Genomic DNA, 24,670 nt, shown 5'->3' with positions numbered 1-24,670 from the left:
GAACGGACAGCCCGGTTCCGGACACGTCGGGCCCGGCAACTTCAGAATCCCACCGGGCGACGGGTGCAGTGGCCGTCCGCCGCCCGCAGTCGACGGTCGACGCGTCTCCGCTACGCCCACGAGTGGAACACCATGGGTGTCAACGCCCGTCTGTGACACCCATGGCGTTCCACTCGTCAGCCACGATGCCTGGCGGGGCGAGCGGGCCCGGCCCGGCCGGGGCGAGCGGTTTGTCCGGGCCGGCGGTGGCGAGCACGGCAAGGCCGGTAGCTTCTCCAGCCCCGGGGTAGCGGGCGAGCGCGTCGGGCGGGAGGGGCGGGGTGATCATGGCGCGATCGTAGGCGGTCGCCCGCCGTCCGCCCAGGCCCTACGGCGTCAGCGAACCGTCTCGGTGCCGCCTGCCCAGCCGCCAGCCCGCCGCCGCCCAGCACGTTCCCCAGAGCAGGAAGAACGGCGACCACAGCAACAGATCCCACCACGCCAGGTCGCGGGCCAGGGCGGCGTGCCCGACCGGAGGCGGCCGGATGCCGGTCAGCAGCAGCGCGTCGCCGACCAGGCCGTGTCCCAGCGCCCCGACCGACCGGGCGACCATGAGGACGCCGAGCGTCCAGGTGACCGCCAGCAGCAGCCGGCGCGGCAGCGCCGCCCGCCAGGGGCGCAGGGTGGCCAGCGCGACCACGACACCGACCACCGCGGCGGCGGCCAGCACCCAGTGGCTCGCCACGAAGAGCGGGTCACGGGCGAGCAGCCGTTCGCGCAGCTCCGGTGGGAGCGGGTCCTTGTCGGCCAGCGCGTTGGCCCCCAGCGCCTGCGCGAGCTTCATCGCCCCGTAGGCCGAGGCGCACGCCGCCGCGCCGTACGCGCCCAGCCGCGCGCGGTCAGCCCGCGACACGTCTCGTCGCCACTACGTAGGAGCGGATCATCGTCACGAGCAGCCCGATCACGACGAGCCCGAGGACCCCGTGGTACCACTGCCAGCCCACGCCGAGGCCCACGAACCCGTCCAGCACCATGATCGTCGCGCCGGCCCCGACGGCCAGCAGCATGCCGGCCAGCGCCAGCAGCATCAGGGGCCTCGGCACCCGGCGCCCCGGCGCCGTGACCGTGGCGAGGGCGAGGCAGGCGCCCGCCACCCCCGACGCGGCCGCCGACCACTGCGCCGTCGCCACGCCCATCACGTCGCGGGCGTAACGGTCGTGCTCGGCAGCCGGGACGACCGGGCCGCCCGGGAAACCGAGCCGGGAGTCGAGGGCGAAGGCGGCCTTGCCCAAGGCGTACGCGAGGAAGAGCACCGCCACCGCGTAGGCCGGCCATCGCCGCGCACCAGGAGAAGCATCCATGCTCACGACGCTAGGCCCGGCGGCCCGCGCGCCGACTCCCGAGCGGGAGGGGACCGCCTCCCCCGAGGGAGGGAGGGCGTGCGTCGGGAGGCCGCCGCCGTCGGCGAACCGGGGCTCGGCGGTAGCCCGGGTTGTACCGTCAGAGGCATGGACAACGGCCACTCCATGGCGGGCGCCTCGTGGGTACCGGACGCGTGCACGCTGCCGACGGCCGCGCAGCCGCCGCGACTCGCGGAGTTCGATCGGTTCTTCCGCGAGGCGGTACGCGACGTCACCCGGCCCTCCGCGCGGCACCTGCGGCTGCGGCTCGCCGGCACGGCGCAGGCGGAGCGGGCGGCACGGGACCTGACGGCACGCGAGTCCACGTGCTGCTCGTTCTTCACGTTCGACCTCTCCCGGTCCGGCCCGGAGGCGCTGACGCTGGACGTCCGGGTGCCCGCGGCCCACGTCGACGTGCTCGACGGCCTCGCCGAGCGGGCCACGGCAGCGGCGGCCGGGCGGTGACCGGCCGCCGGTCGACCCGACCGGCGTGATGAGGTGCTGCTGCCGCTACCGTCCGACGCATGACGGTGGCCCGCTCGATCCTGCTGTTCCTGCTCGCCGCGCTCGCCGAGATCGGCGGGGCCTGGCTCGTGTGGCAGGGCTGGCGCGAGAACCGCGGGCTGCTGTGGGTGGCGGCCGGGATCATCGCCCTCGGGTGCTACGGCTTCGTCGCCACCTTCCAGCCCGACCCGAACTTCGGCCGCATCCTGGCCGCGTACGGCGGCGTCTTCGTCGCCGGCTCCCTCGCGTGGGGCATGGTCGTCGACAAGTTCCGCCCCGACCGCTACGACCTCGTCGGCGCGGCCATCTGCCTGGTCGGGGTCGCCGTCATCATGTACGCCCCCCGCAGCGGCTGAACCACACGGCGGTGTCGGACGCCGACGTTACGCTGCGCGCCATGATCACGAGACCCACCGAGAAGTGGGGCCGCAGCGTGCGGGAGCAGAGGGCCGCGATCGCGGCAGGCACCCTCGCCGAGGACGCCGCGTACGCCCCCCGCCTCTGGCCCGAGCCCTTCATCACCGCCGTCGACGCCGCTCTCGACGCCTACGAAGCAGACGTACGCTCGCTCTCCTCGCCGTCCGACGCCGAGGTCTTCGCGGCGGTGGAGCGGGTGGTCTCGGCGCTCAACGCCGTCAACGAGGAACACGGCAGGATCGAGACGGGTGAACGCGAAGACCTGTGTGAGCACGTCGACGTCGTCCTGACGGCCAGCGGCCTCGACGTCGAGGCGCTGACGTCCCGGCGCGGCATCGGGCGGGCCGAACTCACCGACGAATGGCGCGACTGGTAGGGCTGCCGATCCTGCCGCGCGACGACGGCGGGAGCCGCCCGGCCGTCAACCGTCCTCGTCGGCCAGCGTGACTGCGGTGGCGGGGACGTCGAGCTCACCGGCACCGTCCGGATGCCCGACGCGGTAGACGTCCGGCGGCCCGCCCGGCGGCAGGGCGTGCCAGCCCGCCCTCACCACGGTGGTCACGCGCCCGGCGTGATCGCCCTCGACCAGCCGCACCCGCACGCCCGGCAGGTAGCCGCCCGAGCCGGCGAGCGGCGGCGCGGCGGGTTCACGCCAGGTGGGGCCGGGCAGCCGGTCCCGGACCAGCAACGCACCCGGCCGCAGATCGTCGGCGTTGCGCTCCACCCGGTACCCGGCCGACCGGAGAACCTCCGCCATCGCGGCGGCCATCGCCTCCCCGACCGCCCACCGGTGCCGCATGGTGGGGTGGAACTCCGAGCCGTCGTGCCGGTACGCGCCCACCTCCAGCGCGCGGAGGGCCCTGTCGCGCAGGACATCGCCAACCACCCAGCCGACCCACACGCCGGGATCGTCCTCAGGGCCGTGGCCGACGGACGCGCCGCCGCCGGGCACGCCCTCATGAGCCTCGCGAGGCAGCACGGGCAGGCCGGCGGCGACCAGCTCGCCTCGGACGGCGTCGGCGAGTGCGTCGGGCGCGACCGGTCGGGAGGCGTTCATGCCTCCCATGATCCACCCGGGACGGAAGCTCGTGGAGCCCGTACGCCGAGCGACGACCCCCGGGATTCGTAAGCTGCGGTGGATGGGTCCGGACCCGCACTTCGAGACGCACGCGATACCGGGTTGCCCGCACCCCGTGCCTGCGGCAGCCTTCATCGCATGATCGAGACGCGTGTGCTCAGCGAGGACGACTGGAGGTTGTGGCGGGACCTGCGGCTCGCTGCGCTGGCGGAGGCGGCGTACGCCTTCGGCTCCCGACTGGCGGACTGGCAGGGCGACGGCGACCGCGAGGAGCGCTGGCGCGGTCGGCTGGCCATCGCCGGCTCTCACAACATCCTGGCGATGCTCGACGGGCAGCCCGTCGGGATGGCCAGCGGGGTGCCGACCGGACACGACGGCGTCGTCGAGCTGATCTCGATGTACGTGGCGCCTGCGGGACGTGGCCGGGGCGTGGGCGACCACCTCCTGCGGGCGATCGAGCAGTGGGCCCGACAGGTGGGCGCGGGGACGCTGCGGCTGGCCGTGGTCCGGGGCAACGACAACGCCTGGGCGCTCTACCGGCGCAACGGCTTCCGTGACACGGGTGAGCTCGGTGATCTCATGCCCGACGGCGTGCGCCGGGAGCACATCATGACCAAGAGTCTCGTGGGCTGACGGTCGACCGTCGGTCGAGGGCACGGAGGACCATCGGGACTCGGCTCCGGACGTCGATCCGAGCCATCGGCTTGGAGACGTGATCACACGCGGTCACGACGGCTTCTCGAAGCCTGCGCCCGGGTCACCACCGTGTCAGTCGAACTTCGGGCGCAGCGCTTCGCGCATCTCCCTGTAGTTCGCCGGCTTCACCGCCCAGCGTTCCTCGTCCGTGTCCTCGAACGTCACCTGGTACCTGCCGGTCGTCCGGTCGAACTGCACGAGGATCTTCGCCGGTAGCAGATCGCCGGGCTCGTAGTGGCTCCCCAGGTACGCCTGCACCGCCGGCTCGATGCTCGACCAGTCGCAGGCCACGGCCGTGATGACGCCGTCGGGCGAGTACGCGTACCCGTGTGCGCTGCGATAGCCTTCGCCGAACACCAGGATCATCGCCAGCGACTCCCAGCCCTCCACGGGCCCGCGCATCTCCCTGGCCAACGACGGCCCGTTCACGGCTCCGATCAACGATCGGATGAGATCGACGGTGGCGTCCTTCGACATGGTTCTCCTCGGATTCAAATCCAGCCGGCGAGCGACACCCTGCCACGGGTTCTCGCGCTTCTGACGCTGCGGTCGGCCAGGTGCGTCAACGACTCGCCCGCCGCGCGCCTCCTTGGACCGGCGGGGAGGTACGTCTGGAGCCCGAGGAGCAGCTGCGGTGGTGGCTGTGGGACGAGCGCGTCTCCGACAGCGCGGGCGTCGGTGAGCGGTTCACACAGCACGGGGCCCGAGCAGCATTCCACCGGGAAAGAGGTCTCCAGGCCGTCTCCTGGGCGACAGTGGTCGAGGCTGGTCCGCCTACAGTCGGCTGGTGGAATTCGGGACCTTCGCTGGCTTCGGCCTGCTGCTCTGCGCGGGGTCTGCCTGTGTCCTCCTCATCGCCGCTGTTGGGCTGCTCGCGGCCTGGTGGAAGCCCAAGGACTGATGGGGCCAATCCTCAGCTTGGGAATCGCATTGGTCTACACGCGGCGTAGCGACATTCTGAGGTCAGGCGGCACGCAGCGTGTCTGTCTCGCCACTCGGCGTCCCTCGCTGCCCCACCGTGACCGCTGCTTCGGGCACGGTCATCTGACGTCGAGAAGGGTCGTCATGGCGTTGGTTAAGAGAGGCTCCCGGCTCATCACGGTTGACGGGGTCACCTACAGGTGGCGAGTGCGGGCCAGACCAACCTATGCCCAAGCGCTGTGTGAACAACCGCTCGCTGTCGCTGTAGAACAGGTCGACTGCAAGGACAGGGTGTTGCTGGTCAGCATGCCCCAGGACCATCCAAGCAACTGGATTGGCGGGTCGGCAGTGCCCGTTCTCCCGTCGGCGGTCGCTGCGATCGTCCGGAAGGCATTGGCCGACGGATGGCAACCTACCCAGCCAGGCGGGGCCTTCCGCATGGCTGCGCCCGACCAGCTGCCATGAGGCGTTGGGTTGTGCCCCCGATGTGCCCCAGAGCGAGGGCACACCCTCTTGACCTGCGGAGACGGGCCGGATTCAGACGTTGAAGCGGAACTCCACGACGTCACCGTCCTGCATGACGTACTCCTTGCCCTCGATCCGGACCTTGCCGGCGGCCTTGGCCGCCGCCATCGACTTGGCCGCGACCAGGTCGTTGAAGGAGACCACCTCGGCCTTGATGAAGCCGCGCTGGAAGTCGGAGTGGATGACCCCCGCGGCCTCGGGCGCGGTCGCGCCGACCGGGATGGTCCAGGCGCGCGCCTCCTTGGGGCCGGCGGTGAGGTACGTCTGGAGCCCGAGCGTGCGGAACCCGACCCGGACGAGCTGGTCCAGGCCCGGCTCGGGCTGGCCGATCGACTCCAGCAGCTCGCGGGCCTCCTCCTCGGGCAGGTCCACCAGCTCGGACTCGATCTTGGCGTCCATGAAGACGGCCTCGGCGGGGGCGACCAGGGCGCGCAGCTCGTCGAGGAACTCGACGTTGCCCAGCTCGGCCTCGTCGACGTTGAAGACGTACAGGAAGGGCTTGGTGGTGAGCAGGTGCAGCTCGCGCAGGTGCTCCAGCTCGATGCCCGCGTCCTTGGCGCCCGCGTAGAGGGTGACGCCGGTGTCGAGCAGCTCGACGGCCTGCTTGGCGGCGGTGACGGCGGCGGCCCGGTCCTTGCGGAGCTTGGCCTCCTTCTCCAGCCGGGGCAGCGCCTTCTCCAGGGTCTGGAGGTCGGCGAGGATCAGCTCGGTGTTGATCGTCTCGATGTCGTCGGCCGGGGAGACCTTGCCGTCGACGTGCACCACGTTCGGGTCGGAGAAGGCCCGGACGACCTGGCAGATCGCCGAGGCGTCACGGATGTTCGCCAGGAACGCGTTGCCCCGGCCCTGCCCCTTGGAGGCGCCGCGCACCAGGCCGGCGATGTCGACGAACGACACCGGGGCGGGCAGCACCTTCTGCGAACTGAAGATCTCGGCGAGCGTGTGCAGCCGCTCGTCCGGCAGCCCGACGACGCCGACGTTGGGCTCGATGGTGGCGAACGGGTAGTTCGCCGCGAGCACGTCGTTCTTGGTCAGCGCGTTGAACAGGGTGCTCTTGCCGACGTTGGGCAGGCCGACGATGCCGATGGTGAGACTCACGACGAGCCAGCTTACGCCGGTGCCCCACGCTCCCGGTCAGGCAGGCCGGTGCGCGGTCGCCGAAGCCGGTGAAAACGGTCGCCGGGGACGGACGGACCGTTGCTACCCTGCCCGGACCGACGCCAGCGACCCGAGGAGGCGAGATGAGCCGGCTGCCCGAGCTGTACGTCGCGGTCGACGTGGAGGCGGACGGGCCGATCCCCGGGCCGTACAGCATGATCTCGCTCGGCATGGCGGTCGCCGGGCACCCGGAGCTGACCTTCTACACCGAGCTGAAGCCGATCTCCGACGAGTTCGTGCCGGCCGCGCTCGCGGTCTCCGGGCTGGACCGGGACCGGCTGCTGCGGGAGGCACCCACCGCCGAGGAGGCGATGGGTGCCGCCGCGAAGTGGGTCGACGGGCTGCGCGTGGTCGGCCGCCCGGTGTTCCTCGCCGCCCCCGCCGTCTGGGACGGCATGTTCGTGCACTGGTACTTCACCCGGTTCACCGGCCACAGCCCGTTCGGCGCCACCGGCTCCGGCGTCGACCTGCGCAGTTACTGGATGGGGCTGACCGGCTGCGAGTGGGCGCAGACCCGCAAGGGCGCGATCAAGCACGAGCTCGACCTGGCCGACGTGCCGCACACGCACCACGCCGGCGAGGACGCGGCCGAGCTGGCCCAGGTCTTCGACGCGGTACGCCGGCGACGTCCCCCAGCGCGGTGACTCAGCCGAGCAGGCGCGGCGCGATCGGGGTCTCCCGCACCGTGCCGTCCTCGGCGCGGCGGACCTCGTACGCCGAAACCCCCTCACGGTCCGCGACCGCCTCGACCAGCCGGGTGCCCCGGTAGAGCAGGCCGGTGCCGTCGTCGGTGCAGTGGGCCGTCGGCAGCGTCCCGTCGCCGACCAGCCGGTGCATCAGCGGCCGGCGCTGCTCCTCGCTGTCGTAGTGCACGCCGTTGCCGTAGGGCAGCCAGCCCAGCCCGTCGGTGAAGCCGCGCAGGGTGGTGCCGAAGCTGTCGGTGGCCCCGCCGGCGTGCCAGCAGATCGAGCCGGCGGAGACGCCGCCGAGCACCACGCCGGCCTCCCAGCACTCGCGCAGGATCTCGCCGAGGCCGTGCACGCGCCAGACCGCGCAGAGGTTGGCGACGCTGCCGCCGCCCACCCAGACGACGTCCTGGGCGAGCAGGTGGGCGCGGACGTCGTCGACGTTCGGCATCGGGAACAGCGCCAGGTGCGTCATCCGGAACCGGCTGCCGGCGAACGCCTCGTAGACCCGGGCGAGCGTGGTCGGCTGGTCCCCCTCGGCCTGGTTGAGGAAGCAGATCCTCGGCTCCGGCCCGGCCTCGGCCAGCTCGGCGGCGAGGTCGAAGACGGGGTTGACCCGCCGGGGCCCGCCCTCGGGGCGCGGCGCGTAGATGCCCATGCTGGTGGCGAGGATGGTCGGTTCGCTGGCGGGCACGGTCGTCCTTCCGTCGGGGTCGGCGATGCCCATCCTGCCCGAGGCCCGCCCTTTGCCGCCGGCCGCCCGCCTCCGAGGCCCGCCATCCAGGCCCGTCGCCAGGCCGGCCGTCCGCCCGGCCACCTCGCCGGCCCGAGCACGACGGCCGTCGGTCGCCAAGGTCCGCGCCGCCGTTAACCGCCCGCCGTCGGGGTCCGCGCCCCGCTCACCGCCCGCCACCGGCGACCGCGCCCCCGGTTCACCGCCCGCCGTCGGTGGCCGCGCCCAGCAGCGTACGCAGCAGGTCGGCGAGGCGTCGCTGGTCCTCGGCGGGCAGCGCGTCGAGCAGCCGGCGCTGGACGGCCAGCCCCGCCTCGGCGGCCTCCTCCACCAGCTCCAGGCCGGCCGGGGTGAGGGAGACCTGGAGCCCGCGCCGGTCCGCCGGGTCGGGCGAGCGGCGGACCAGCCCGGCGCGTTCCAGCCGGTCGAGCCGGCCGGTCATCCCCCCGGAGGTGAGCATCAGCGAGGCGGTGAGCGCCTTCGGCGCCAACGCGTATGGGGCGCCGGCGCGGCGCAGGGCGGCGAGCACGTCGAACTCGCCCCGGCTGATCGACCAGCGGGCGTAGGTGCGCTCCTGCTCGTCGCCGACGAGCCGGGCCAGCCGGTAGATCCGACCGAAGACCGCCATCGGCTCGGGACGCATCCCGGGCCGCTCCCGCTGCCACTGCTCGACGATGCCGTCGACGTCGTCCCGCTCGGTCACCCCCGGATTGTGCCGCACCTCGCACTCCCGATTTATCTCGCCACAAAGTAGCTTAGTGGCAAGATACTTAGCGACAAGGATTAGGAGGGATCGTGGACCGACGCTGGCGCGACGTCCTGCTCACCGCCGCCGCGCCGACCGCGTGGGGCACGACGTATCTGGTCACCAGCGAGCTGCTGCCGCCCGACCGGCCCCTCTGGTCCGGCGTGATCCGGGCCCTCCCCGCCGGCCTGCTGCTGCTCGCGCTGACCCGGCACCGCCCGCGCGGCGTCTGGTGGTGGCGCGCGGCCGTGCTCGGGGCGCTGAACATCGGGGCGTTCTTCCCGCTGCTCTTCTTCGCCGCGTACCACCTGCCCGGCGGCACCGCCGCGGTGCTCGGCGCCACCCAGCCGCTGCTGGTTGCGGGGCTGACGGTGCTCGCGCTCCACGAGCGGCCCCACCCCCGGGCGCTGGCCGCCGCGCTCGCGGCGCTGGCCGGGGTCACCCTGGTCGTGCTGCGCCCCGACGCGGGCCTCGACCCGACCGGCGTCGCCGCCGGGCTGACCGCCACCGCCGCGATGGGCGCGGGCCTGGTGCTGACCCGGCGCTGGGGTCGCCCGCCCGGCGTCGGCACGCTCACCGCCACCGGCTGGCAGCTCACCGCTGGCGGGCTGATGGTGGTGCCGGCGGCCCTGCTGGTCGAGGGGGCGCCGCCCGTGCCCGACCCGCCGGCGCTGCTGGGGTACGCGTGGCTGACGCTGGCCGGGACGGCGCTGGCGTACGCGCTGTGGTTCCGGGGCGCGGCCCGGCTGCCGGTCACCCAGGTCTCGCTGCTCGGCGCGCTCAGCCCGCTGACGGCCGCCGCGCTCGGCTGGGCCGTGCTCGGGCAGGCGATGACCGGCTGGCAGCTCGCCGGCTTCGCCGTGGCGGTCGGCGCCACCGTCGCCGGGCAGCTGCCGGCGCGCCGGCCCGGCCCGGTGGATCGATCACCCGGCCCGGTGGGTCGGTTGCCCGGCCCGGTGGGTCAGTCGCGGGGCCCCGCCTGGCGGGGGACCACGGCCTCGATCGGCAGGGTGCCCGGGGCCAGCTCCCCGGCGGCGGCCAGCGGCAGGGTGAAGCGGGCCTCGGCGGCGGGACCGGCCGCGTACGACTCGCGGAGCATCCAGCGCACCTCGTCGGCGGTCCAGCCCAGCCCGGCCCGGCCGGCGATCTCGCGGACCAGCCGCAGCGCCACCCGGGTGTCGTCGTCGTAGAACCGCATGCACCAGTGGTGCACCCACATGCCCAGCGCGCGGAGGCCGTCGGCGTCGAGCGAGCGCACGAGCCGGCCGCAGGCGGTGTCGCCGAACGCCCGCCCCGGGTCACCGGCCCGGTCCCGTTCGAGCGCGCCGACGGCGGCCGGGGCGACCGCGCGCATCCGGTCGTAGAAGCGCTGCACCACCACGCCGTCCAGCGGAGGGTGCCCGTCCCGTGTCGACGCCGCCTCCCGACCCGCCACGCTCACCATCGCCGCACCCCTTCTTGAGTTGGTGGTCGGACGGTACCGACCACAACCGACACTTTCGGCTCCGGACGTCCCGTTCCCGCCCGCACGGCCACGTCCGATTCCCGCGAGCCACGCGCGCCGAGCAGGGGCATCATCGGTGACGTGGAGTTGGACTTCGAGCGGTGCTACCGGGCGGTCGACAGCCGCGACCAGCGGTTCGACGGCTGGTTCTACACGGGCGTCACGTCGACCGGGATCTACTGCCGGCCGTCCTGCCCGGCGATGACGCCGAAGCGGCAGAACGTCCGGTTCTTCCCCTCGGCCGCCGCCGCGCAGACGGCGGGGCTGCGCGCCTGCCGGCGCTGCCGGCCGGACGCCGCCCCGGGGTCGCCCCAGTGGGACGTGCGGGGCGACGTGGTCGGCCGGGCCATGCGGCTGATCGCCGACGGGGTGGTCGACCGGGACGGCATCCCGGGGCTGGCCGCCCGGCTCGGCTACACCGAGCGGCACCTGCACCGGATGCTGCGGGCCGAGATGGGCGCCGGTCCCCTGGCCCTGGCCCGGGCGCAGCGCGCGCAGACCGCCCGCACCCTGATCGAGACCACCGGGCTGAGCATGGCGGAGGTCGCGTTCGCCGCCGGGTTCGGCAGCGTCCGGCAGTTCAACGACACCGTCCGGGAGGTGTTCGGGGCGGCCCCGTCCGAGCTGCGCACCGCCCGCCGTCGGTGTCCCGCGCCGGGCGGGGCGGGCACGATCACGTTGCGGCTCGCGTACCGCCCGCCGCTGCACGCGCGGGCGCTGCTGGACTTCCTCGCGCTGCGCGCGCTGCCCGGCGTCGAGGAGGTGCGCGACGGGACGTACCGGCGGGGCCTGCGGCTGCCGCACGGCCCGGGCGAGGCGGCCCTGACCCCGGCGGACGGGCACGTGACGGCGACGCTGCGGCTGACCGACATGCGCGACCTCGCCCCCGCGGTGGCCCGCTGCCGCCGCCTGCTCGACCTCGACGCCGATCCGACCGCCGTCGACGGCACCCTCGCCGCCGACCCGGCGCTGGCCCGGGCGGTCGCCGCCGAGCCGGGCATCCGGCTCCCCCGCTCGGTCGACGGCTTCGAGATGGCCGTGCGGGCGATCGTCGGCCAACAGGTCTCCGTCCGCTCCGCCCGCACCACCCTCGCCCGCCTCCTGACCCACCTCTCCCGGCCCGCCCCCGAGGGCGTCGGACAGGGGCGGGGCTCCGGGGAAGGCAGGCCCCTCGACCAGCCGGCCGAGGGGGCCGAGGCCGTGACCGGGGGCGAGGCCGTGACCGGGGGCGAGGCCGTGGCGGGGGGCGAGCGGGCGGGCTGGCTGTCCGGGTTCCCCGCCGCCGAGGAGGTGCTCGGGGTCCCGGACGAGGTGTTCGGGATGCCGGCCGGGCGGCGGGAGACCATCCGTGCGCTGGCGCGGGCCGTCGCCGACGGGTCGCTTGACCTGGCGCCGGGCGGGGACCGCGAGGAGACCGTCCGGCGACTGCTGGCGCTACCGGGGATCGGGCCGTGGACCGCCGGCTACGTCGCGATGCGCGCCCTCGGCGACCCGGACGTCCTGCTCCCCACCGACCTCGCCGTACGCCGCGGCGCCGCCGCCCTCGGCCTACCCAACGACCCAAGGACCCTCGACGCGTACGCCGACCGCTGGCGCCCCTGGCGCTCGTACGCGGTGATCCGACTCTGGAGAGCAGCATGAGCATGAACGACAGCACCGTCATCGACACCCCCGCCGGACCGCTCAGCATCGTGGCCGGCCCGGACGGCGCGGTCCGGGCGGCGGGGTTCACCGGCGACCCGGAGAGCCTGCTCCCCCTGATGCACCCGGCCCTGCGGGCGCCGCTGCGGCACGGGGCCGACCTCGGCCCGGTCACCGCCGCCGTGGCGTCCTACCTGGACGGCGAGCTGGCCGCGATCGACGCCGTGCCGGTGGAGCAGCACACGCGGGGCGCGTTCATGGCGCACGCCTGGCAGGTGCTGCGCGAGGTGAAACCGGGAGACCCGGTGACCTACACCGGTTTCGCCGGGCTGGCCGGCCGCCCCGCCGCCGTACGCGCCGCCGCCGCGGCCTGCGCCCGCAACGCCGCCGCCCTGTTCGTCCCCTGCCACCGGGTGCTGCGCACCGACGGGACGCTCGGCGGCTACCGGTGGGGGCTGGACGTGAAGCGGTGGCTCCTCGGGCACGAGCGGCGCTGACGGGCAGCCGACCGGCGCCGGCGGCGGGGCGACTCCCTGCCCCGCGCCGGCGGCAGGCCCGACCGACACCGGGCCGAACTACGTGGTCCGGCCCCCGGCCACTGCCTACCATCGACGGATGACCGACACGGACAGGACGGCCCGCGCCGCAGTCCCCGAACGTCCGAGCCTGGACGGCATCGAGGAGACCTGGGCACGCCGCTGGCAGGAGGACGGCACGTACGCCTTCGACCGGGCCAGGCCGACCGTCCCGGGTCGCGGCGCGGCGTCGGACGCGCCGAGCCGGAACGGCCGCCGGTCCGACGTGTACGCGATCGACACCCCGCCACCGACGGTGTCCGGCGAGCTGCACATGGGGCACGTCTTCTCGTACACCCACACGGACGTGGTGGCCCGGTTCCAGCGGATGCGCGGGCGGACGGTCTTCTACCCGATGGGCTGGGACGACAACGGCCTGCCCACCGAACGTCGGGTGCAGAACGTGTACGGCGTGCGCTGCGATCCGTCGTTGCCCTACGACCCGGACTGGCGGGCCCCCGAGGCGCCCGTGAGCGAGGCGGCCCGCAAGGACCCGACCCCGGTCTCCCGGCGGAACTTCATCGAGCTGTGCGAGCGGCTGACCGCCGCCGACGAGCAGGTCTTCGAGGCGCTCTGGCGGCGGCTCGGGCTCTCCGTGGACTGGTCGTTGACGTACACCACGATCGGCTCGGCGGCCCGGACGGCCTCGCAGCGGGCGTTCCTGCGGAACCTGGCCCGGGGCGAGGCGTACCAGGCGGAGGCGCCGACGCTCTGGGACGTGGGGTTCGCCACCGCCGTCGCCCAGGCGGAACTGGAGGACCGGGAGCGGCCCGGGGCGTACCACCGGCTGCGGTTCGCCGGGCCGGGCGGGCGCGAGGTGCTCATCGACACCACCCGCCCGGAGCTGCTGCCGGCCTGCGTGGCGCTGGTCTGCCACCCCGCCGACGAGCGGTACGCCGACCTGGTCGGCGGCACCGCGCGTACGCCGGTCTTCGGGGTGGAGGTGCCGGTGCGGGCGCACCCGCTGGCGGACCCGGCCAAGGGCACGGGCATCGCGATGGTCTGCACCTTTGGCGACCTGACCGACGTGACCTGGTGGCGGGAACTCCAGCTGGACACCCGCGTGGTGATCGGCCGCGACGGACGGCTGCTGCCCGAGCCGCCGGCGGGCGTGCCGACGCAGCCGTACGCGGCGCTGGCCGGGCAGACCGTCAACGGCGCCCGGCGGACGCTGGTGGAGCTGCTGACCGACGCCGGCGACCTGGTCGGCGAGCCGCGCCCGATCACCCACCCGGTGAAGTTCTACGAGCGCGGCGACCGGCCGCTGGAGATCGTCTCGACCCGGCAGTGGTACCTGCGCAACGGCGGACGCGACGCGGGCCTGCGCGACGAGCTGCTGGCCCGGGGCGGGGAGCTGCGCTGGGTGCCGGAGCACATGCGGCACCGCTACGCGCACTGGGTGGGCGGCCTGACCGGTGACTGGCTGGTCAGCCGGCAACGCTTCTTCGGCGTGCCGGTGCCGGTGTGGTACCGGCTCGACGACGCTGGCGAGCCGGACTGGTCCCAGCCTCTCACGCCGGCGGAGTCCGCGCTGCCGGTCGATCCGTCCACCGACGCCCCGCCCGGGTTCGAGGAGTCGCAGCGGGGCCGCCCGGGTGGCTTCGTCGGCGACCCGGACGTGCTCGACACCTGGGCCACCTCGTCGCTGACCCCGCAGATCGCCGGCGGTTGGGAGACCGACCCGGAGCTGTTCGCCCAGGTCTTCCCGATGGACCTGCGTCCGCAGGGGCAGGAGATCATCCGCACCTGGCTGTTCTCCACGGTGGTCCGCGCACACCTGGAGCACGGGATGCTGCCCTGGCGGGACACGGTGCTCTCCGGCTGGATCCTCGACCCCGACCGGAAGAAGATGTCCAAGTCCAAGGGGAACGTGGTCACCCCGATGGCGTTGCTGGAGCAGCACGGCTCCGACGCGGTGCGGTACTGGGCGGCGAGCGGCAGGCCGGGCATGGATCTCGCCTTCGACCCGGCCCAGATCAAGGTCGGCCGGCGGCTGGCCACCAAGCTGCTGAACGCGTCGAGGTTCGCCCTCGGGCTGGGCGCCGCCGACGCGCTGCGGGCGCCGGCCACCGAGCCGCTGGACCGCGCCATGCTCGCCGAACTCTCCGGCGTGGTCGCCGCCGCGACGTCCGCCCTGGAGGCGTACGACCACACGGCGGCGTTGCAGGTCGCCGAGGGCTTCTTCTGGCGGTTCTGCGACGACTACATCGAGCTGGTGAAGGAACGCGCCTACGGCTCCGGGCCGGGGGCCGACTCCGCCCGGGCGGCGCTGGCCACCGCGCTCTCGGTGCAGCTGCGGCTGTTCGCCCCGGTGCTGCCGTTCGCGACCGAGGAGGTGTGGTCGTGGTGGCGGTACGGCTCGGTGCACCGCGCCACCTGGCCCACCACGTACGAGGTGGACCGGGCGATCCAGGGCGCCGGCGAACCGGAGCTGCTGCGGCTGGCCGCGGACGCGCTCAGCCAGGTGCGCCGCGCCAAGTCGGAGCGGAAGCTGTCGATGAAGGCGGAGGTGCCGCTCGCCGAGGCGCTCGGCCCGGCGGCCCTGCTGGAGCAGCTCACCGTGATCGCCGACGACCTCCGGGCCGCCGGCCGCATCGCCAAGCTGGACCTGCTCCCCGACCGCACCCCGGAACTCGTGATCGCCTGCGCGTTCTGACCGACCGGCGGCCCCGTCGCGCCGCGCACCCCGCCGCCAGGTCGTCGCGGCTCCGGCGCGGCGGGGCTCACCAGCCGCGCAGCAGGCGCAGGCCGAGGAGGAAGGCGACGACGGCGGGGCCGACCAACAGGGTGATCGCCTGGAGGCGGTACGGCATCCGGTGCCGGGTCAGCTCCACCGCGTTGCCCAGCACGATCACCCCGGCCAGCATCAGGAACGCGCCCCACATCGGGGCGGCCGCCACGTCGACCAGGCCCACGCGGATCAGTTGGAGCGTCCCGCCGAGCAGCAGGGCGCCGGCCAGCGCGAGCAGGGAGACCGCCCGGTGCAGCCCCCGGGCCAGCGGATGGACCAGCCGCCAGCGGTAGGTGCCGGCGACCGCCAGACACGGCAGGACGACCATCAGGGGCCAGCCCCGCCCGAACACGCCGAACATGAGCAGCGCCCCGACCGCGAAGACCAGCGCGCCGAGGCAGGCGACCACGTAGCCGACGAAGGCCCGCCCGCCGCCCCTGGCCAGCAGCGGCCCGCCGGTGGCGGCGATCAGCGCGCCGGGGATCAGCACGAACCCCGCCCACCAGTGGAAGTGCCCGGTCGCCTGCGCGGCCGTGGTGGTCGCCGCCGCCGCCAGCCCGGCCACCGCCAGGCTGAGCATCCAGTGCCGACCGGCACCCGGATAGGACTCCCGCGACATCACCAGCCCCGTCTCCGCGCTCACGCCGTCAGCCTCGCCCAGCCGCCCGGCCCGGTCCATCCGGCCAGCCCTACCATCGCAGGTCGGGCCGGCCGGACGGCCGTCACGTCGGAAATCAGCTCGTCTCGCCGGCCACGCTGAATGATCGAAGCCGGTCGATGGCCAGCATCGTGAAGCCCACGCTGATCAACGCGGCCATCACCGCCGCCACCGGCACCGAGACGCCGGCCTCCAGCAGCCCGGTGGGGGCCAGCCGGTCGGCGAGGGCGATCACGTACTGCTGGATGGAGAGCACCTTGGTGCCGCTGACGACGTTGCCGAGCAGCCCCTCCCAGATCAGCACGTAGACCAGGCCGAGCAGCACCGGCCGCCGGGTGAGGAGGCTGAGCGCCACGAACAGCGCCGAGTACGCCAGCGCACCCACCGCCGACGCGGCGGCGAGCGACAGTCCGAGGCGTACGGAATCGGCCAGCACGCCCGCGACGTAGAGCGGCACGGCGACGGTGACCGCGGTGACGCCGGTGGCCACCGCCAGCTTGGGCAGCACGATCTGCCAGCGCGGCAGCGGCTTGGTCAGGATGTGCACGACCGTGCCGTCGTCGATCTCGGCACCCAGCACGCCGGTGCCCACGATCAGGGCGACCACCGGGAGCACCACGGCCAGGCCGAGGCCGACCAGCACCGGCGGACCCCACTCGCCCGGGTCCACCCCGAGCGCGCGGGAGAGCACGGCGAGCAGCACCAGCACCACGGGCAGCGGCAGCAGCAGGAGGAACCGGCGACGCCCGAACAGCCCCCGCACGGTGATCCAGGAAACGGTAGACATGGTTCAGGCCTCCACCAGGTAGGAGAAGACGCTCTCCAGGGACTCGTCCTCGGGCACCAACTGCCGCACCCGGATGCCCTCCGCCAGGGCGATCTTCGGCAGGACGCGGGTGAACGCGCCGTAGTCGCCGGCCCGCACGGTCAACCCGGCGCGGCCCAGCTCGACCCCCGTCACCGACGCCTCGGCCATCAGCGCCACGGCGAGCGCCCGGTCGTCGGTGGAGCGCACGGCGAAGACGTGCGGCCGGTTGGTCATCAGCCGGCGGATGGTGCGGAAGTCGCCGGAGGCGGCCAGCCGGCCGGCGACCATCACCTGGACGGTGCCGGAGACCTGCTCGACCTCCTCCAGGATGTGCGAGCTGAACAGGATGGTCCGGCCGGCGTCGCCGAGGCGGTGCAGCAGCTCCATCATGTGCAGCCGCTGGCGCGGGTCCATCCCGTTGAACGGCTCGTCGAGCAGCAGCACCTGCGGCTCGTGCACCAGGGCCGCGGCCACCCGGGCGCGCTGCCGCATGCCCTTGGAGTACGTGCCGATCCGGCGGTCCTGCGCGCCCTCCAGCTCCACCAGGGCGATCGCCCGGCGCGCCGCCTCCGCCGGGTCCGGCAGCCGGTGCAGCTTCGCGCTGGCCAGCACGAACTCGTACGCGGTGAGGAAGGTGTGCACCGCCTCCCGCTCGCTGACCAGGCCGAGCCGGCGGTAGACCTCGGGATTGCGCCAGGTGGGCCGGCCGTCCAGGCTCACCGCCCCGCGCGACGGGGCCAGGAAGCCCGCCATCATGTGCAGCAGGGTGGTCTTGCCCGCGCCGTTCGGGCCGAGCAGGCCGGTGACCCCGGGGCCGAGGCTCATGCTGACGTCGTTGACCGCCACCACGTTGCCGTACCAGCGGGAGACGCCCGCGAGGTCGAGGGTGCTGGTGGCGGCGGTCGGCGTACCGGCCACCTGGTCGACGCTGATCGTGGTCATCGGGCGGCCACCTTCCGGTATCGCAGCATCAGCAGGGCGACGCAGCCGGCCACGAGCAGCATGGCGGCGATCGCGTAGACCGGGCCGAAGTCGCCGATCGGCACTCCGCCCTCCCCTTCGAACAGCAGCAGGTCGCCGAGCGCCCAGGTGCCCACTCCGCCCACCAGCGTCGAGGGCGAGGCGAGGAAGGCCAGTTCGTTGACCGTCTGGGAGGGCATGATCGACAGGGTGCCGACGATCGGGGTGGTCATCAGGAACACGGCCACGATCCCGCCGGCCGCGAACGCCCGCTTGCCGGTGAGCGAGGCGACCAGCAGCCCGACCGAGGCGAAGACCGCCGCCCAGAGCCCGGCGTAGAGCAGGCTGGGTAGCAGGTCGAGCAGCTCGTTCCAGACCCCGCCCATGCCGTCGCCGGTGGTGAACGCGGCGCCCAGGAACATCACCAGCTGCGGCCCGCCGAGCAGCAGCCAGAGCGCGGTGGCCAGCGCCAGCAGCTTGGCCAGCGGGTAGTCCGACCTCGGCAGCGGCCGGGAGAAGTAGAGCGGCAGCACCCCGCTGCGCAGGTCCCGCGAGACCAGCTCGGGAGCGACCACCGCGACGAAGAAGATGACCAGCCAGCTCATGTTGTCGGCGAACTGGGCGTACGTCATCACCGCCTCGCCGACCTGGCTGCGCACCGCGGCGAGCCCGGCGGCCACCACGGTGACGATCGCGACCACCAGCCAGGGAAAGATCTTGGCCTTCGCGCTGCGGCCCAGCCCGAACGCCGTCCGCAGGCCGTGCAGGTAGAGCGCGCCGAAGACGGCCCGGCGGCCCAGCCGGGGGCCGGTGTAGCGCTGGTAGCCGATGTCGTGGATGACGCCGGTCGGCTCAGGCATGGCTGGGCTCCCTCGTGGCGAAGAGTTCGGCCACCCGGTGCCGGCGCTGGTCCAGCCGGTGCAGCGGCAGGTCCAGCTCGGCGACCGCGCCGAGGATCAGGTCGTAGGTGGCGTCGTCGGCGAGCTCGACGAGCAGCAGCCGCCCGTCCCGGCGGACGGGCAGGTCGAGCGCGGCCAGCCGGGCGGCCAGCTCCTCCGTGCCCTCGCTGACCTCGACGGCGAGCACGTCGGTGGCCGAGGTCATGGCGGAGATGTGGTCGGCGCGCAGCAGCCGCCCGCCGTCGATGGCGACCAGGGTGTCGCAGATCCGCTCGACCTCGCCCAGCAGGTGCGAGCAGACCAGCACGGAGATGCCGAACTCGGTGCCGATGCGGTGCACCAGCGCCAGCATGGCGTCGCGGCCGGCCGGGTCGAGGCCGTTGGTCGGCTCGTCGAGCAGCAGCAGGTCGGGGTCGTGCACCAGGGCCTGGGCGAGCTTGACGCGCTGCTTCATGCCGGTGGAGTAGCCGCCGACCGGGCGGTAGCGCTCCTCGTAGAGCCCGACGTGCCGCAGCGCCTCGGAGGCCCGCTCCCGGGCGACCGTACGCGGCAGGCCGCTGACCCGGCCGAGGTGGGTGACCAGCTCGGCGGCGGAGAGGTCCGGCGGCAGGGCGTCGTGCTCGGGCATGTAGCCGACCCGGGCACGCACCTGGGCGGAGTCGGTGGTCGGGTCGAGGCCGAGCACCCGGACCCGACCGCTGGTCGGGGCGAGGAGGCCGAGCAGGATCTTGATCAGGGTCGACTTGCCGGCGCCGTTCGCGCCGACCAGCCCGATGATCCCCGGCTCGACCGCGACGGTGAGGTCGGCCAGCGCGGTGACCCCACCCCCGTACGTCTTGGTCAGCGACTCGGTCGCGATCAGTGTCACGTGGTACAGCGTAGGAGGCGACAGCCGCCGTGGGCAGCGGCTCGGCCCCCGGCGCTCCCCTGATCCTGGCGGTCCGCGTCCCCTAGGGTCCCCCGGCGGGCGGCGGGCGGCCCCGCGGATGTTTCCGCGCCGTCGGACGGTGACGGACGCCGCGGCGTCGCCGGGACGGCTCGACCGTCGGGCGGTGGCGGATGCGCGGCGCCGCCGGGACGGCCCGACGGCCGCCACGCCGCGGCGGGGCGGACAGGACGGGGTCCGAACCGACACACTGTCCCCATGCGCACCCGACTGTTCCGCGCGCCGCTGACGTGGGTGGTGGTCGTCGTCCTCGCCGCCGGCTCGGCGTTCGGCCTCTACTGGTTCCAGCCGTGGAAGCTGGTCACCGACGCCGAGGTCGACGAGGCGCTCTCGAGCGTGGCGCCGACACCGGCTCCGGTCGGTTCCGCCACCCGCGCGACGGCCGCCCCCGCCGGGCCGGTCCTGGTCGGCCGGGGCGACTTCGTTACCCACGAGCACGACACGACGGGCAGCGCGCGGATCGTCCGCCGCCCCGACGGGCGGCACCGGCTCGAACTGGTCGGGCTGGCCACCTCCAACGGCCCGGACCTGCGGGTCTGGCTCACCGACCAGCCGGTGCGCAGCGGCACCGCCGGCTGGCGGGTCTTCGACGACGGCCGGTGGGTCGAGCTGGGCCGGCTGAAGGGCAACCGGGGCGACCAGGGCTACGACATCCCCGCCGACGTCGACCTGACCGGCCTGACCAGCGTCTCCATCTGGTGCAAGCGGTTCGCCGTCTCCTTCGGGGCCGCGCCGCTGACCCCACCCGGCTGACCCGCCGGTCGCCGCCCCGGGCGGGGCTGGCCGGGGCGACGGTGGCCGCGCTGGGCCGCCGTGCCCACCGGTGGAGTGGCGCTCTCGACCGATCGCCGACCGGCTGAGAAACTGTGTGCCGGCCGGGTCTGGTTTGGGGGATGGATGAGCAACAGCTGGGTGCTGCCCGACGAGGTGCTCCGGGACGCGCCGGCGTACACGCCGCGCCCCGGTGAGCTGGCTGACCTGGAGCTGCTGCTGATCGGGGCGTACGCCCCGCTGGCCGGCTTCATGACCCGCGCCGACCTGGTCTCGGTGAGCCGCCGGGGTCGGCTCGCCGACGACTCGCCCTGGCCGGTGCCGGTGACCCTCCAGGTGCCGACGGCGCTCGCCCAGGGCCTCGACCCGCGCGACGAGGCGCGCCGCACCCTGGTGCTCACCGACGGGGAGGGCGCGCCGGTCGCGGCGCTGGAGGTCGCCGACGTGTGGCAGGTCCGCGACGGGGTGGCCGGCGTCGGGGGCACGGTCCGCCGGCTCGGCGACGGCGGTCACGGCCCGTTCCGGCGGCTGCGCCGCACCCCGGAGGAGGTACGCCCGCTGCTGCCGTCCGGTCGGGTGCTCGGGGTGGTCGCCGACCGTCCGCTGCACCGGCCGCAGCTCGCCCAGATCGCCCACGCGGTCCGCACGCTCGGCGCCCACCTGCTCGTGATGATCCCGGTCGGCGAGGACGGCGTCGGCGGGTTGCCCCCGGAGGCGCTGGTGCGCAGCGTCTTCGCCGCCCGGGACCGGATGCCGCCGGCCACGCTGGTGGCCGTGCCGCTGTCGCGCCGGCGCGACGAGATCAGCGACGCGCTGCTGCGGGCCCGGGTGTCGGCGGCGTACGGCGTCACGCACCTGCTCTCCACCGGCGAGATGCTCTCCGGCGCCGGCCTGCGGGTGCTGGTGCCCCGCGAGCTGGCCTACGACAACCGCGACGGGCAGTGGCGCTGGCGCGAGGACATCCCGCCGCGCAACCGGCGCCTGGCGCTGACCCAGCCGGAGATCGACGACCTGCTGGACCGGGGCTTCCCGCTGCCCGAGTGGCACACCCCGCCGGCGGTGGCGAAGGAGCTGGCCCGGGCCCGGCCGCCGCGGCGGCACCGGGGCCTGGTGATCTTCCTGACCGGGCTCTCGGGTTCCGGCAAGTCGACGATCGCCCGGGGCCTGGCCGACGTGCTGCGCGAGCAGGGCGACCGGAGCATCACGCTGCTCGACGGCGACGTGGTGCGCCGCGAACTCTCCGCCGGGCTGGGCTTCAGCAAGGCCGACCGGGACCTCAACGTCCGACGGATCGGCTGGGTGGCTGCGGAGATCGCCCGGCACCACGGCGTCGGCATCTGCTGCCCGATCGCCCCGTACGCCCAGGCCCGCGCGACCGCCCGGGAGATGGCCCTGGCCGCCGGTGCGGGCTTCCTGCTGGTGCACGTGGCGACCCCGCTGGAGGTCTGCGAGCAGCGCGACCGCAAGGGCCTCTACGCCCGGGCGCGGGCCGGCCTGCTCACCGGGATGACCGGCATCGACGACCCCTACGAGGTGCCGACCGACGCGGACCTGGTGGTCGACACCAGCGACCTGACGATCGACGAGGCGGTCGAGGCCGTCCTGCACCACCTGAACGAGACGGGCTGGGTCGAGCCCCGGCTCCCGTCCATCTGATCGGGCCCTCCGCCTACCGGTGGTCCCCTCCTTCGCGCTAGTGTTCATCTTTGTTCGAACACGTTCGACCGCGTGAGAGCGCGTAGCTGGCACGGAGGTACGGCGGATGCTCGCTCAGCAGCGGCAGGCGGCCATCCTGGAACGGGTCCGCGCCACCGGCGGCGTGCGGGTCACCGAGCTGGCCGCCGAGTTCGGCGTCTCGGACATGACCATCCGCCGCGACCTGGAGGCGCTGCACGAGCGCGGCCTGCTGGCCAAGGTGCACGGCGGCGCCACGACGGCCGGCCCCGGCTCGACCGACGAGCCGGGCTTCCGGGCCAAGTCGGTGCGGCAACTGGCGGAGAAGGCGGCAATCGCCGGCCGCGCCGCCGAACTGGTCCGCCCCGGGGCGGCGGTCGCCCTCTCCGCCGGCACCACCACCGCCGAGCTGGCCCGCCGGCTGGTGGACGTGCCGGGCCTGACCGTGGTCACCAACTCGCTGCCGGTGGCCGAGATCCTGCACGCCGGCGGCCGGTCGGACCAGACCGTGGTGCTCACCGGCGGGGTGCGTACGCCCTCGGACGCGCTGGTCGGGCCGCTGGCCGTCGCGGCGATCCGGTCGCTGCACCTGGACCTGCTCTTCCTCGGCGTGCACGGGATCACCGAACGGGCGGGGTTCACCACCCCGAACCTGATGGAGGCGGAGACCGACCGCGCCCTGGTGGCCGCCGCCGACCGGTTGGTGGTGCTCGCCGACCACACCAAGTGGGGCACCGTCGGCATCTCCTCGATCGTTGAGCTTTCCGCCGCACACCTGCTGGTCACCGACGACCGGCTGCCTCCCGACGCGCGGCGGGTGCTCGACGACCGGGTGGGCGAGCTGGTGGTCGTGCCCGCGACGGGCGCGGGACGGACGGCCACGACGACAGATGAGGGGATGGCGAGGTGAAGCGCACCGCGATCGCGCTGGCCGACGGCCGGGAGCTGATCTACTTCGACGAGCGGGACGACGCCGTCCGGGACCAGCCGGACCGGCGCGAGCTGCCCCCGCCGCCGCCCGCGTCGCAGCTGCGGCTGGACCCGCTGACCGACGAGTGGGTGGCCGTCGCCGTGCACCGGCAGACCCGCACCTTCCTGCCGCCAGCCGACCAGTGCCCGCTCTGCCCCAGCACCGACGGCCGGCAGAGCGAGATCCCGGCGCCCGACTACGACGTCGCCGTCTTCGAGAACCGGTTCCCCTCGCTGAGCGGCCGGGTGGCCGACGAGCCCGACGAGATCACCCCGTTCACCCCGGTCCGGCCCGGTGTGGGCCGCTGCGAGGTGGTCTGCTTCACCGACGACCACCAGGCGTCCTTCGCCTCCCTCCCGCCGCGTCGAGTGCGCACGGTCCTCGACGCGCTCGCCGACCGCACGGCGGCGCTCGCGGAGCTGCCCGGGGTGGAGCAGGTGTTCTGCTTCGAGAACCGGGGCGTGGAGATCGGCGTGACCCTGCACCACCCGCACGGCCAGGTCTACGCGTACCCCTTCGTGACCCCGCGGACCCGGGCGCTGCTGGCCGCCGCCCGCCGGCACGCGGACCGCACCGGCGGGCGCAACCTCTATGCCGACGTGCTCGCCGCCGAGCGGGCCACCGGTGACCGGGTGGTCGCCGCCAACGAACACTGGACGGCGTACGTCCCGGCGGCGGCCCGCTGGCCGTTCGAGGTGCACGTGGCCCCGCACCGGCCGGTGCCGGACATCCCCGCGCTGAACGACGCCGAGCGGGACGCCTTCGGGCCGCTCTACCTGGACCTGCTGCGCCGCTTCGACGGGCTGTTCGACCTGCCGATGCCCTACATCGCCGCCTGGCACCAGGCGCCGGTACGCGTCGACCGCGAGCTGGGCCACCTGCACCTGCAGCTGTTCAGCATCCGGCGCGCGAAGGACAAGCTGAAGTACCTGGCGGGTTCGGAGTCCGCGATGGGCGTCTTCATCAACGACATCGCCCCCGAGCGCGCCGCCGAGCTCCTCCGCGCCGCGTGAAACGTGGGCGCCTGAGCGCGTGGAGCCTGGGCGCCTGAGCGCGTGGAGCATCGGCGCCTGAGCGCGTGGAGCATCGGCGCCTGAGAACGTGAAGCGTGGGCGCCTGAGCGCGTGAGGCACGGGCGCGGCTGAAGTGGCCGCCCGGGAGGGTGGAGACAGGGCGCGGGGGGCCCGGGACAGGGCCCCCCGCAGGGAAGGGACGGCTGGCTGTGCGCGACAGCCGGGAAGGCTGGCTGATCGGCACGCTTGCCGCGAGGCGACCGCGGTCAACCTTCCTGGACGCGACTGGCATCTCGTCCACCCAGGTCAACGAGGCGCGCCGGAGTTGGTGACGCGATCGGCGTGTCACCCCCCGACACGCCGCCCCCTGGCGTCGGACGACCCAGCCACCTCTGCGCGTCACGGCCGCGCTCGGCCACCTTCCACCCCACCCACGCCCTGACCCCCACCCCCGCTGCCGCGGGGACGGCCGAATGGACCTTGGTAGCAAACAGCCCCTGGAGGGGCGGTTCCGCACCAAGATCCAGGACGCTCGACAGCCGCCGGGGGCGGCGGTGGCGGTGGGGAGGGAGCGGGCCGGGGGTGGGAGGGAGCGGGCCGGTGGTGGGAACGGCGGAGCCCGCCGGCGAGGGCCGGCGGGCTCCTGGGTGAGCTGGCGGCAGCACCACGGGGGTGCCG

Annotated in this window: 26 protein-coding genes and 1 pseudogene; 13 read left to right on the top strand and 14 right to left on the bottom strand. The window is 74.4% G+C overall.

The annotated features are described in order from the left end of the window. Window positions 1–139: 139 nt before the first annotated feature. Genes AB0G08_RS00405 through AB0G08_RS00395 form a run of 3 tightly spaced genes read right to left on the bottom strand, consistent with a single transcriptional unit; the run spans window position 140 to window position 1,340 of the window. On the bottom strand, window positions 140–328 hold the full coding sequence (locus tag AB0G08_RS00405; RefSeq protein WP_358081024.1) for a hypothetical protein: 189 nt from the start codon (window positions 326–328) through the stop codon (window positions 140–142). Between the two features lie 39 nt (window positions 329–367). Beyond that, window positions 368–892 carry a DUF3995 domain-containing protein gene (locus AB0G08_RS00400; protein ID WP_358081022.1) on the bottom strand — a complete coding sequence of 175 codons (525 nt, stop codon included), beginning with the start codon at window positions 890–892 and terminating at the stop codon, window positions 368–370. Further along, window positions 879–1,340: a hypothetical protein gene (locus AB0G08_RS00395; RefSeq protein ID WP_358081019.1), complete on the bottom strand. Its 462-nt coding sequence runs from the start codon at window positions 1,338–1,340 to the stop codon at window positions 879–881. Before AB0G08_RS00395 ends, AB0G08_RS00400 begins: the two co-directional genes overlap by 14 nt. Before the next feature lie 147 nt (window positions 1,341–1,487). Between AB0G08_RS00395 and AB0G08_RS00390 the strand changes: the two genes are divergently transcribed. The 3 genes from AB0G08_RS00390 to AB0G08_RS00380 are packed head-to-tail and all read left to right on the top strand — an operon-like array spanning window position 1,488 to window position 2,676. Beyond that, window positions 1,488–1,844 (top strand): hypothetical protein, encoded by a 357-nt coding sequence (locus AB0G08_RS00390; protein ID WP_358081016.1) that lies wholly within the window; start codon window positions 1,488–1,490, stop codon window positions 1,842–1,844. Between the two features lie 59 nt (window positions 1,845–1,903). Next, entirely contained in the window at window positions 1,904–2,239 is a 336-nt protein-coding gene (locus AB0G08_RS00385) for a YnfA family protein (protein ID WP_358081013.1), read from the top strand. Between the two features lie 41 nt (window positions 2,240–2,280). Beyond that, window positions 2,281–2,676 carry a hypothetical protein gene (locus AB0G08_RS00380; RefSeq protein WP_358081010.1) on the top strand — a complete coding sequence of 132 codons (396 nt, stop codon included), beginning with the start codon at window positions 2,281–2,283 and terminating at the stop codon, window positions 2,674–2,676. 45 nt (window positions 2,677–2,721) lie between these two features. Here AB0G08_RS00380 and AB0G08_RS00375 read toward each other — a convergent pair whose 3' ends face one another. Beyond that, entirely contained in the window at window positions 2,722–3,357 is a 636-nt protein-coding gene (locus tag AB0G08_RS00375; protein ID WP_358081007.1) for a hypothetical protein, read from the bottom strand. A 159-nt stretch (window positions 3,358–3,516) separates the two neighbouring features. Here AB0G08_RS00375 and AB0G08_RS00370 point away from each other — a divergent pair, with 159 nt between their 5' ends. Then, window positions 3,517–4,011, top strand: coding sequence for a GNAT family N-acetyltransferase (locus AB0G08_RS00370; protein WP_358081004.1), 495 nt, complete (start codon window positions 3,517–3,519; stop codon window positions 4,009–4,011). Window positions 4,012–4,146: 135 nt separating this feature from the next. Here the strand turns inward: AB0G08_RS00370 and AB0G08_RS00365 are convergent, their stop codons facing one another. Both AB0G08_RS00365 and ychF read right to left on the bottom strand, forming a co-directional pair. After that, window positions 4,147–4,551, bottom strand: coding sequence for a hypothetical protein (locus tag AB0G08_RS00365; RefSeq protein WP_358081001.1), 405 nt, complete (start codon window positions 4,549–4,551; stop codon window positions 4,147–4,149). 981 nt (window positions 4,552–5,532) lie between these two features. Then, the gene (ychF, locus tag AB0G08_RS00360; protein WP_358080999.1) at window positions 5,533–6,618 is read right to left on the bottom strand and encodes a redox-regulated ATPase YchF; all 1,086 of its coding nucleotides are present in this window, start codon (window positions 6,616–6,618) and stop codon (window positions 5,533–5,535) included. A 143-nt stretch (window positions 6,619–6,761) separates the two neighbouring features. On the opposite strand from ychF, the gene AB0G08_RS00355 reads away from it, so the two are divergent. Then, complete coding sequence (locus tag AB0G08_RS00355; protein ID WP_358080996.1) at window positions 6,762–7,322, top strand: exonuclease; 561 nt, start codon at window positions 6,762–6,764, stop codon at window positions 7,320–7,322. Window position 7,323: 1 nt separating this feature from the next. Here the strand turns inward: AB0G08_RS00355 and AB0G08_RS00350 are convergent, their stop codons facing one another. Together AB0G08_RS00350 and AB0G08_RS00345 are read right to left on the bottom strand one after the other, a co-directional pair. Then, the gene (locus tag AB0G08_RS00350) at window positions 7,324–8,091 is read right to left on the bottom strand and encodes a peptidase E (protein WP_358080994.1); all 768 of its coding nucleotides are present in this window, start codon (window positions 8,089–8,091) and stop codon (window positions 7,324–7,326) included. Between the two features lie 205 nt (window positions 8,092–8,296). Beyond that, the gene (locus AB0G08_RS00345) at window positions 8,297–8,800 is read right to left on the bottom strand and encodes a MarR family transcriptional regulator (RefSeq protein WP_358080991.1); all 504 of its coding nucleotides are present in this window, start codon (window positions 8,798–8,800) and stop codon (window positions 8,297–8,299) included. Window positions 8,801–8,892: 92 nt separating this feature from the next. On the opposite strand from AB0G08_RS00345, the pseudogene AB0G08_RS00340 reads away from it, so the two are divergent. Then, a pseudogene (locus AB0G08_RS00340) lies at window positions 8,893–9,708 on the top strand (EamA family transporter); the annotation flags it as partial. A gap of 95 nt (window positions 9,709–9,803) precedes the next feature. Here AB0G08_RS00340 and AB0G08_RS00335 read toward each other — a convergent pair. Then, entirely contained in the window at window positions 9,804–10,286 is a 483-nt protein-coding gene (locus AB0G08_RS00335; RefSeq protein WP_358080988.1) for a hypothetical protein, read from the bottom strand. A gap of 141 nt (window positions 10,287–10,427) precedes the next feature. Here AB0G08_RS00335 and AB0G08_RS00330 point away from each other — a divergent pair, with 141 nt between their 5' ends. From AB0G08_RS00330 to valS, 3 genes are all read left to right on the top strand, one after another. Continuing rightward, the gene (locus tag AB0G08_RS00330) at window positions 10,428–11,987 is read left to right on the top strand and encodes an AlkA N-terminal domain-containing protein (protein ID WP_358080985.1); all 1,560 of its coding nucleotides are present in this window, start codon (window positions 10,428–10,430) and stop codon (window positions 11,985–11,987) included. Beyond that, on the top strand, window positions 11,984–12,484 hold the full coding sequence (locus AB0G08_RS00325; protein ID WP_358080982.1) for a methylated-DNA--[protein]-cysteine S-methyltransferase: 501 nt from the start codon (window positions 11,984–11,986) through the stop codon (window positions 12,482–12,484). The genes AB0G08_RS00330 and AB0G08_RS00325 overlap by 4 nt, the downstream gene beginning before the upstream one ends. A 118-nt stretch (window positions 12,485–12,602) precedes the next feature. Beyond that, window positions 12,603–15,218, top strand: a complete 2,616-nt coding sequence (gene valS / locus AB0G08_RS00320; protein ID WP_358080980.1) for a valine--tRNA ligase — start codon at window positions 12,603–12,605, stop codon at window positions 15,216–15,218. A 67-nt stretch (window positions 15,219–15,285) separates the two neighbouring features. Here the strand turns inward: valS and AB0G08_RS00315 are convergent, their stop codons facing one another. From AB0G08_RS00315 to AB0G08_RS00295, 5 genes are all read right to left on the bottom strand, one after another. Next, the gene (locus AB0G08_RS00315; protein WP_358080977.1) at window positions 15,286–15,936 is read right to left on the bottom strand and encodes a hypothetical protein; all 651 of its coding nucleotides are present in this window, start codon (window positions 15,934–15,936) and stop codon (window positions 15,286–15,288) included. Window positions 15,937–16,027: 91 nt separating this feature from the next. Continuing rightward, complete coding sequence (locus AB0G08_RS00310; protein ID WP_358080975.1) at window positions 16,028–16,738, bottom strand: ABC transporter permease subunit; 711 nt, start codon at window positions 16,736–16,738, stop codon at window positions 16,028–16,030. 3 nt (window positions 16,739–16,741) lie between these two features. Next, complete coding sequence (locus AB0G08_RS00305; protein WP_358080972.1) at window positions 16,742–17,701, bottom strand: ABC transporter ATP-binding protein; 960 nt, start codon at window positions 17,699–17,701, stop codon at window positions 16,742–16,744. Further along, a complete protein-coding gene (locus AB0G08_RS00300) occupies window positions 17,698–18,579 on the bottom strand; it encodes an ABC transporter permease subunit (protein ID WP_358080970.1) in 882 nt (293 codons plus the stop codon). Before AB0G08_RS00300 ends, AB0G08_RS00305 begins: the two co-directional genes overlap by 4 nt. Next, window positions 18,572–19,486 (bottom strand): ABC transporter ATP-binding protein, encoded by a 915-nt coding sequence (locus tag AB0G08_RS00295; protein ID WP_358080967.1) that lies wholly within the window; start codon window positions 19,484–19,486, stop codon window positions 18,572–18,574. Before AB0G08_RS00295 ends, AB0G08_RS00300 begins: the two co-directional genes overlap by 8 nt. Before the next feature lie 276 nt (window positions 19,487–19,762). Between AB0G08_RS00295 and AB0G08_RS00290 the strand changes: the two genes are divergently transcribed. The 4 genes from AB0G08_RS00290 to galT all read left to right on the top strand — a co-directional run bounded on the left by AB0G08_RS00290 (window position 19,763) and on the right by galT (window position 23,992). Then, a complete protein-coding gene (locus tag AB0G08_RS00290) occupies window positions 19,763–20,317 on the top strand; it encodes a DM13 domain-containing protein (RefSeq protein WP_358080964.1) in 555 nt (184 codons plus the stop codon). Window positions 20,318–20,461: 144 nt separating this feature from the next. Next, window positions 20,462–21,991 (top strand): adenylyl-sulfate kinase, encoded by a 1,530-nt coding sequence (gene cysC, locus AB0G08_RS00285; protein ID WP_358080961.1) that lies wholly within the window; start codon window positions 20,462–20,464, stop codon window positions 21,989–21,991. Between the two features lie 106 nt (window positions 21,992–22,097). Next, complete coding sequence (locus AB0G08_RS00280) at window positions 22,098–22,919, top strand: DeoR/GlpR family DNA-binding transcription regulator (RefSeq protein WP_358080958.1); 822 nt, start codon at window positions 22,098–22,100, stop codon at window positions 22,917–22,919. After that, a complete protein-coding gene (galT, locus tag AB0G08_RS00275) occupies window positions 22,916–23,992 on the top strand; it encodes a galactose-1-phosphate uridylyltransferase (protein WP_358080955.1) in 1,077 nt (358 codons plus the stop codon). The genes AB0G08_RS00280 and galT overlap by 4 nt, the downstream gene beginning before the upstream one ends. Window positions 23,993–24,670: the final 678 nt, after the last annotated feature.

The organism is Micromonospora sp. NPDC023644 (genome assembly GCF_040640115.1).
Lineage (GTDB): Bacteria > Actinomycetota > Actinomycetes > Mycobacteriales > Micromonosporaceae > Micromonospora.
This window is presented reverse-complemented; position numbering and strand designations above follow the sequence as displayed.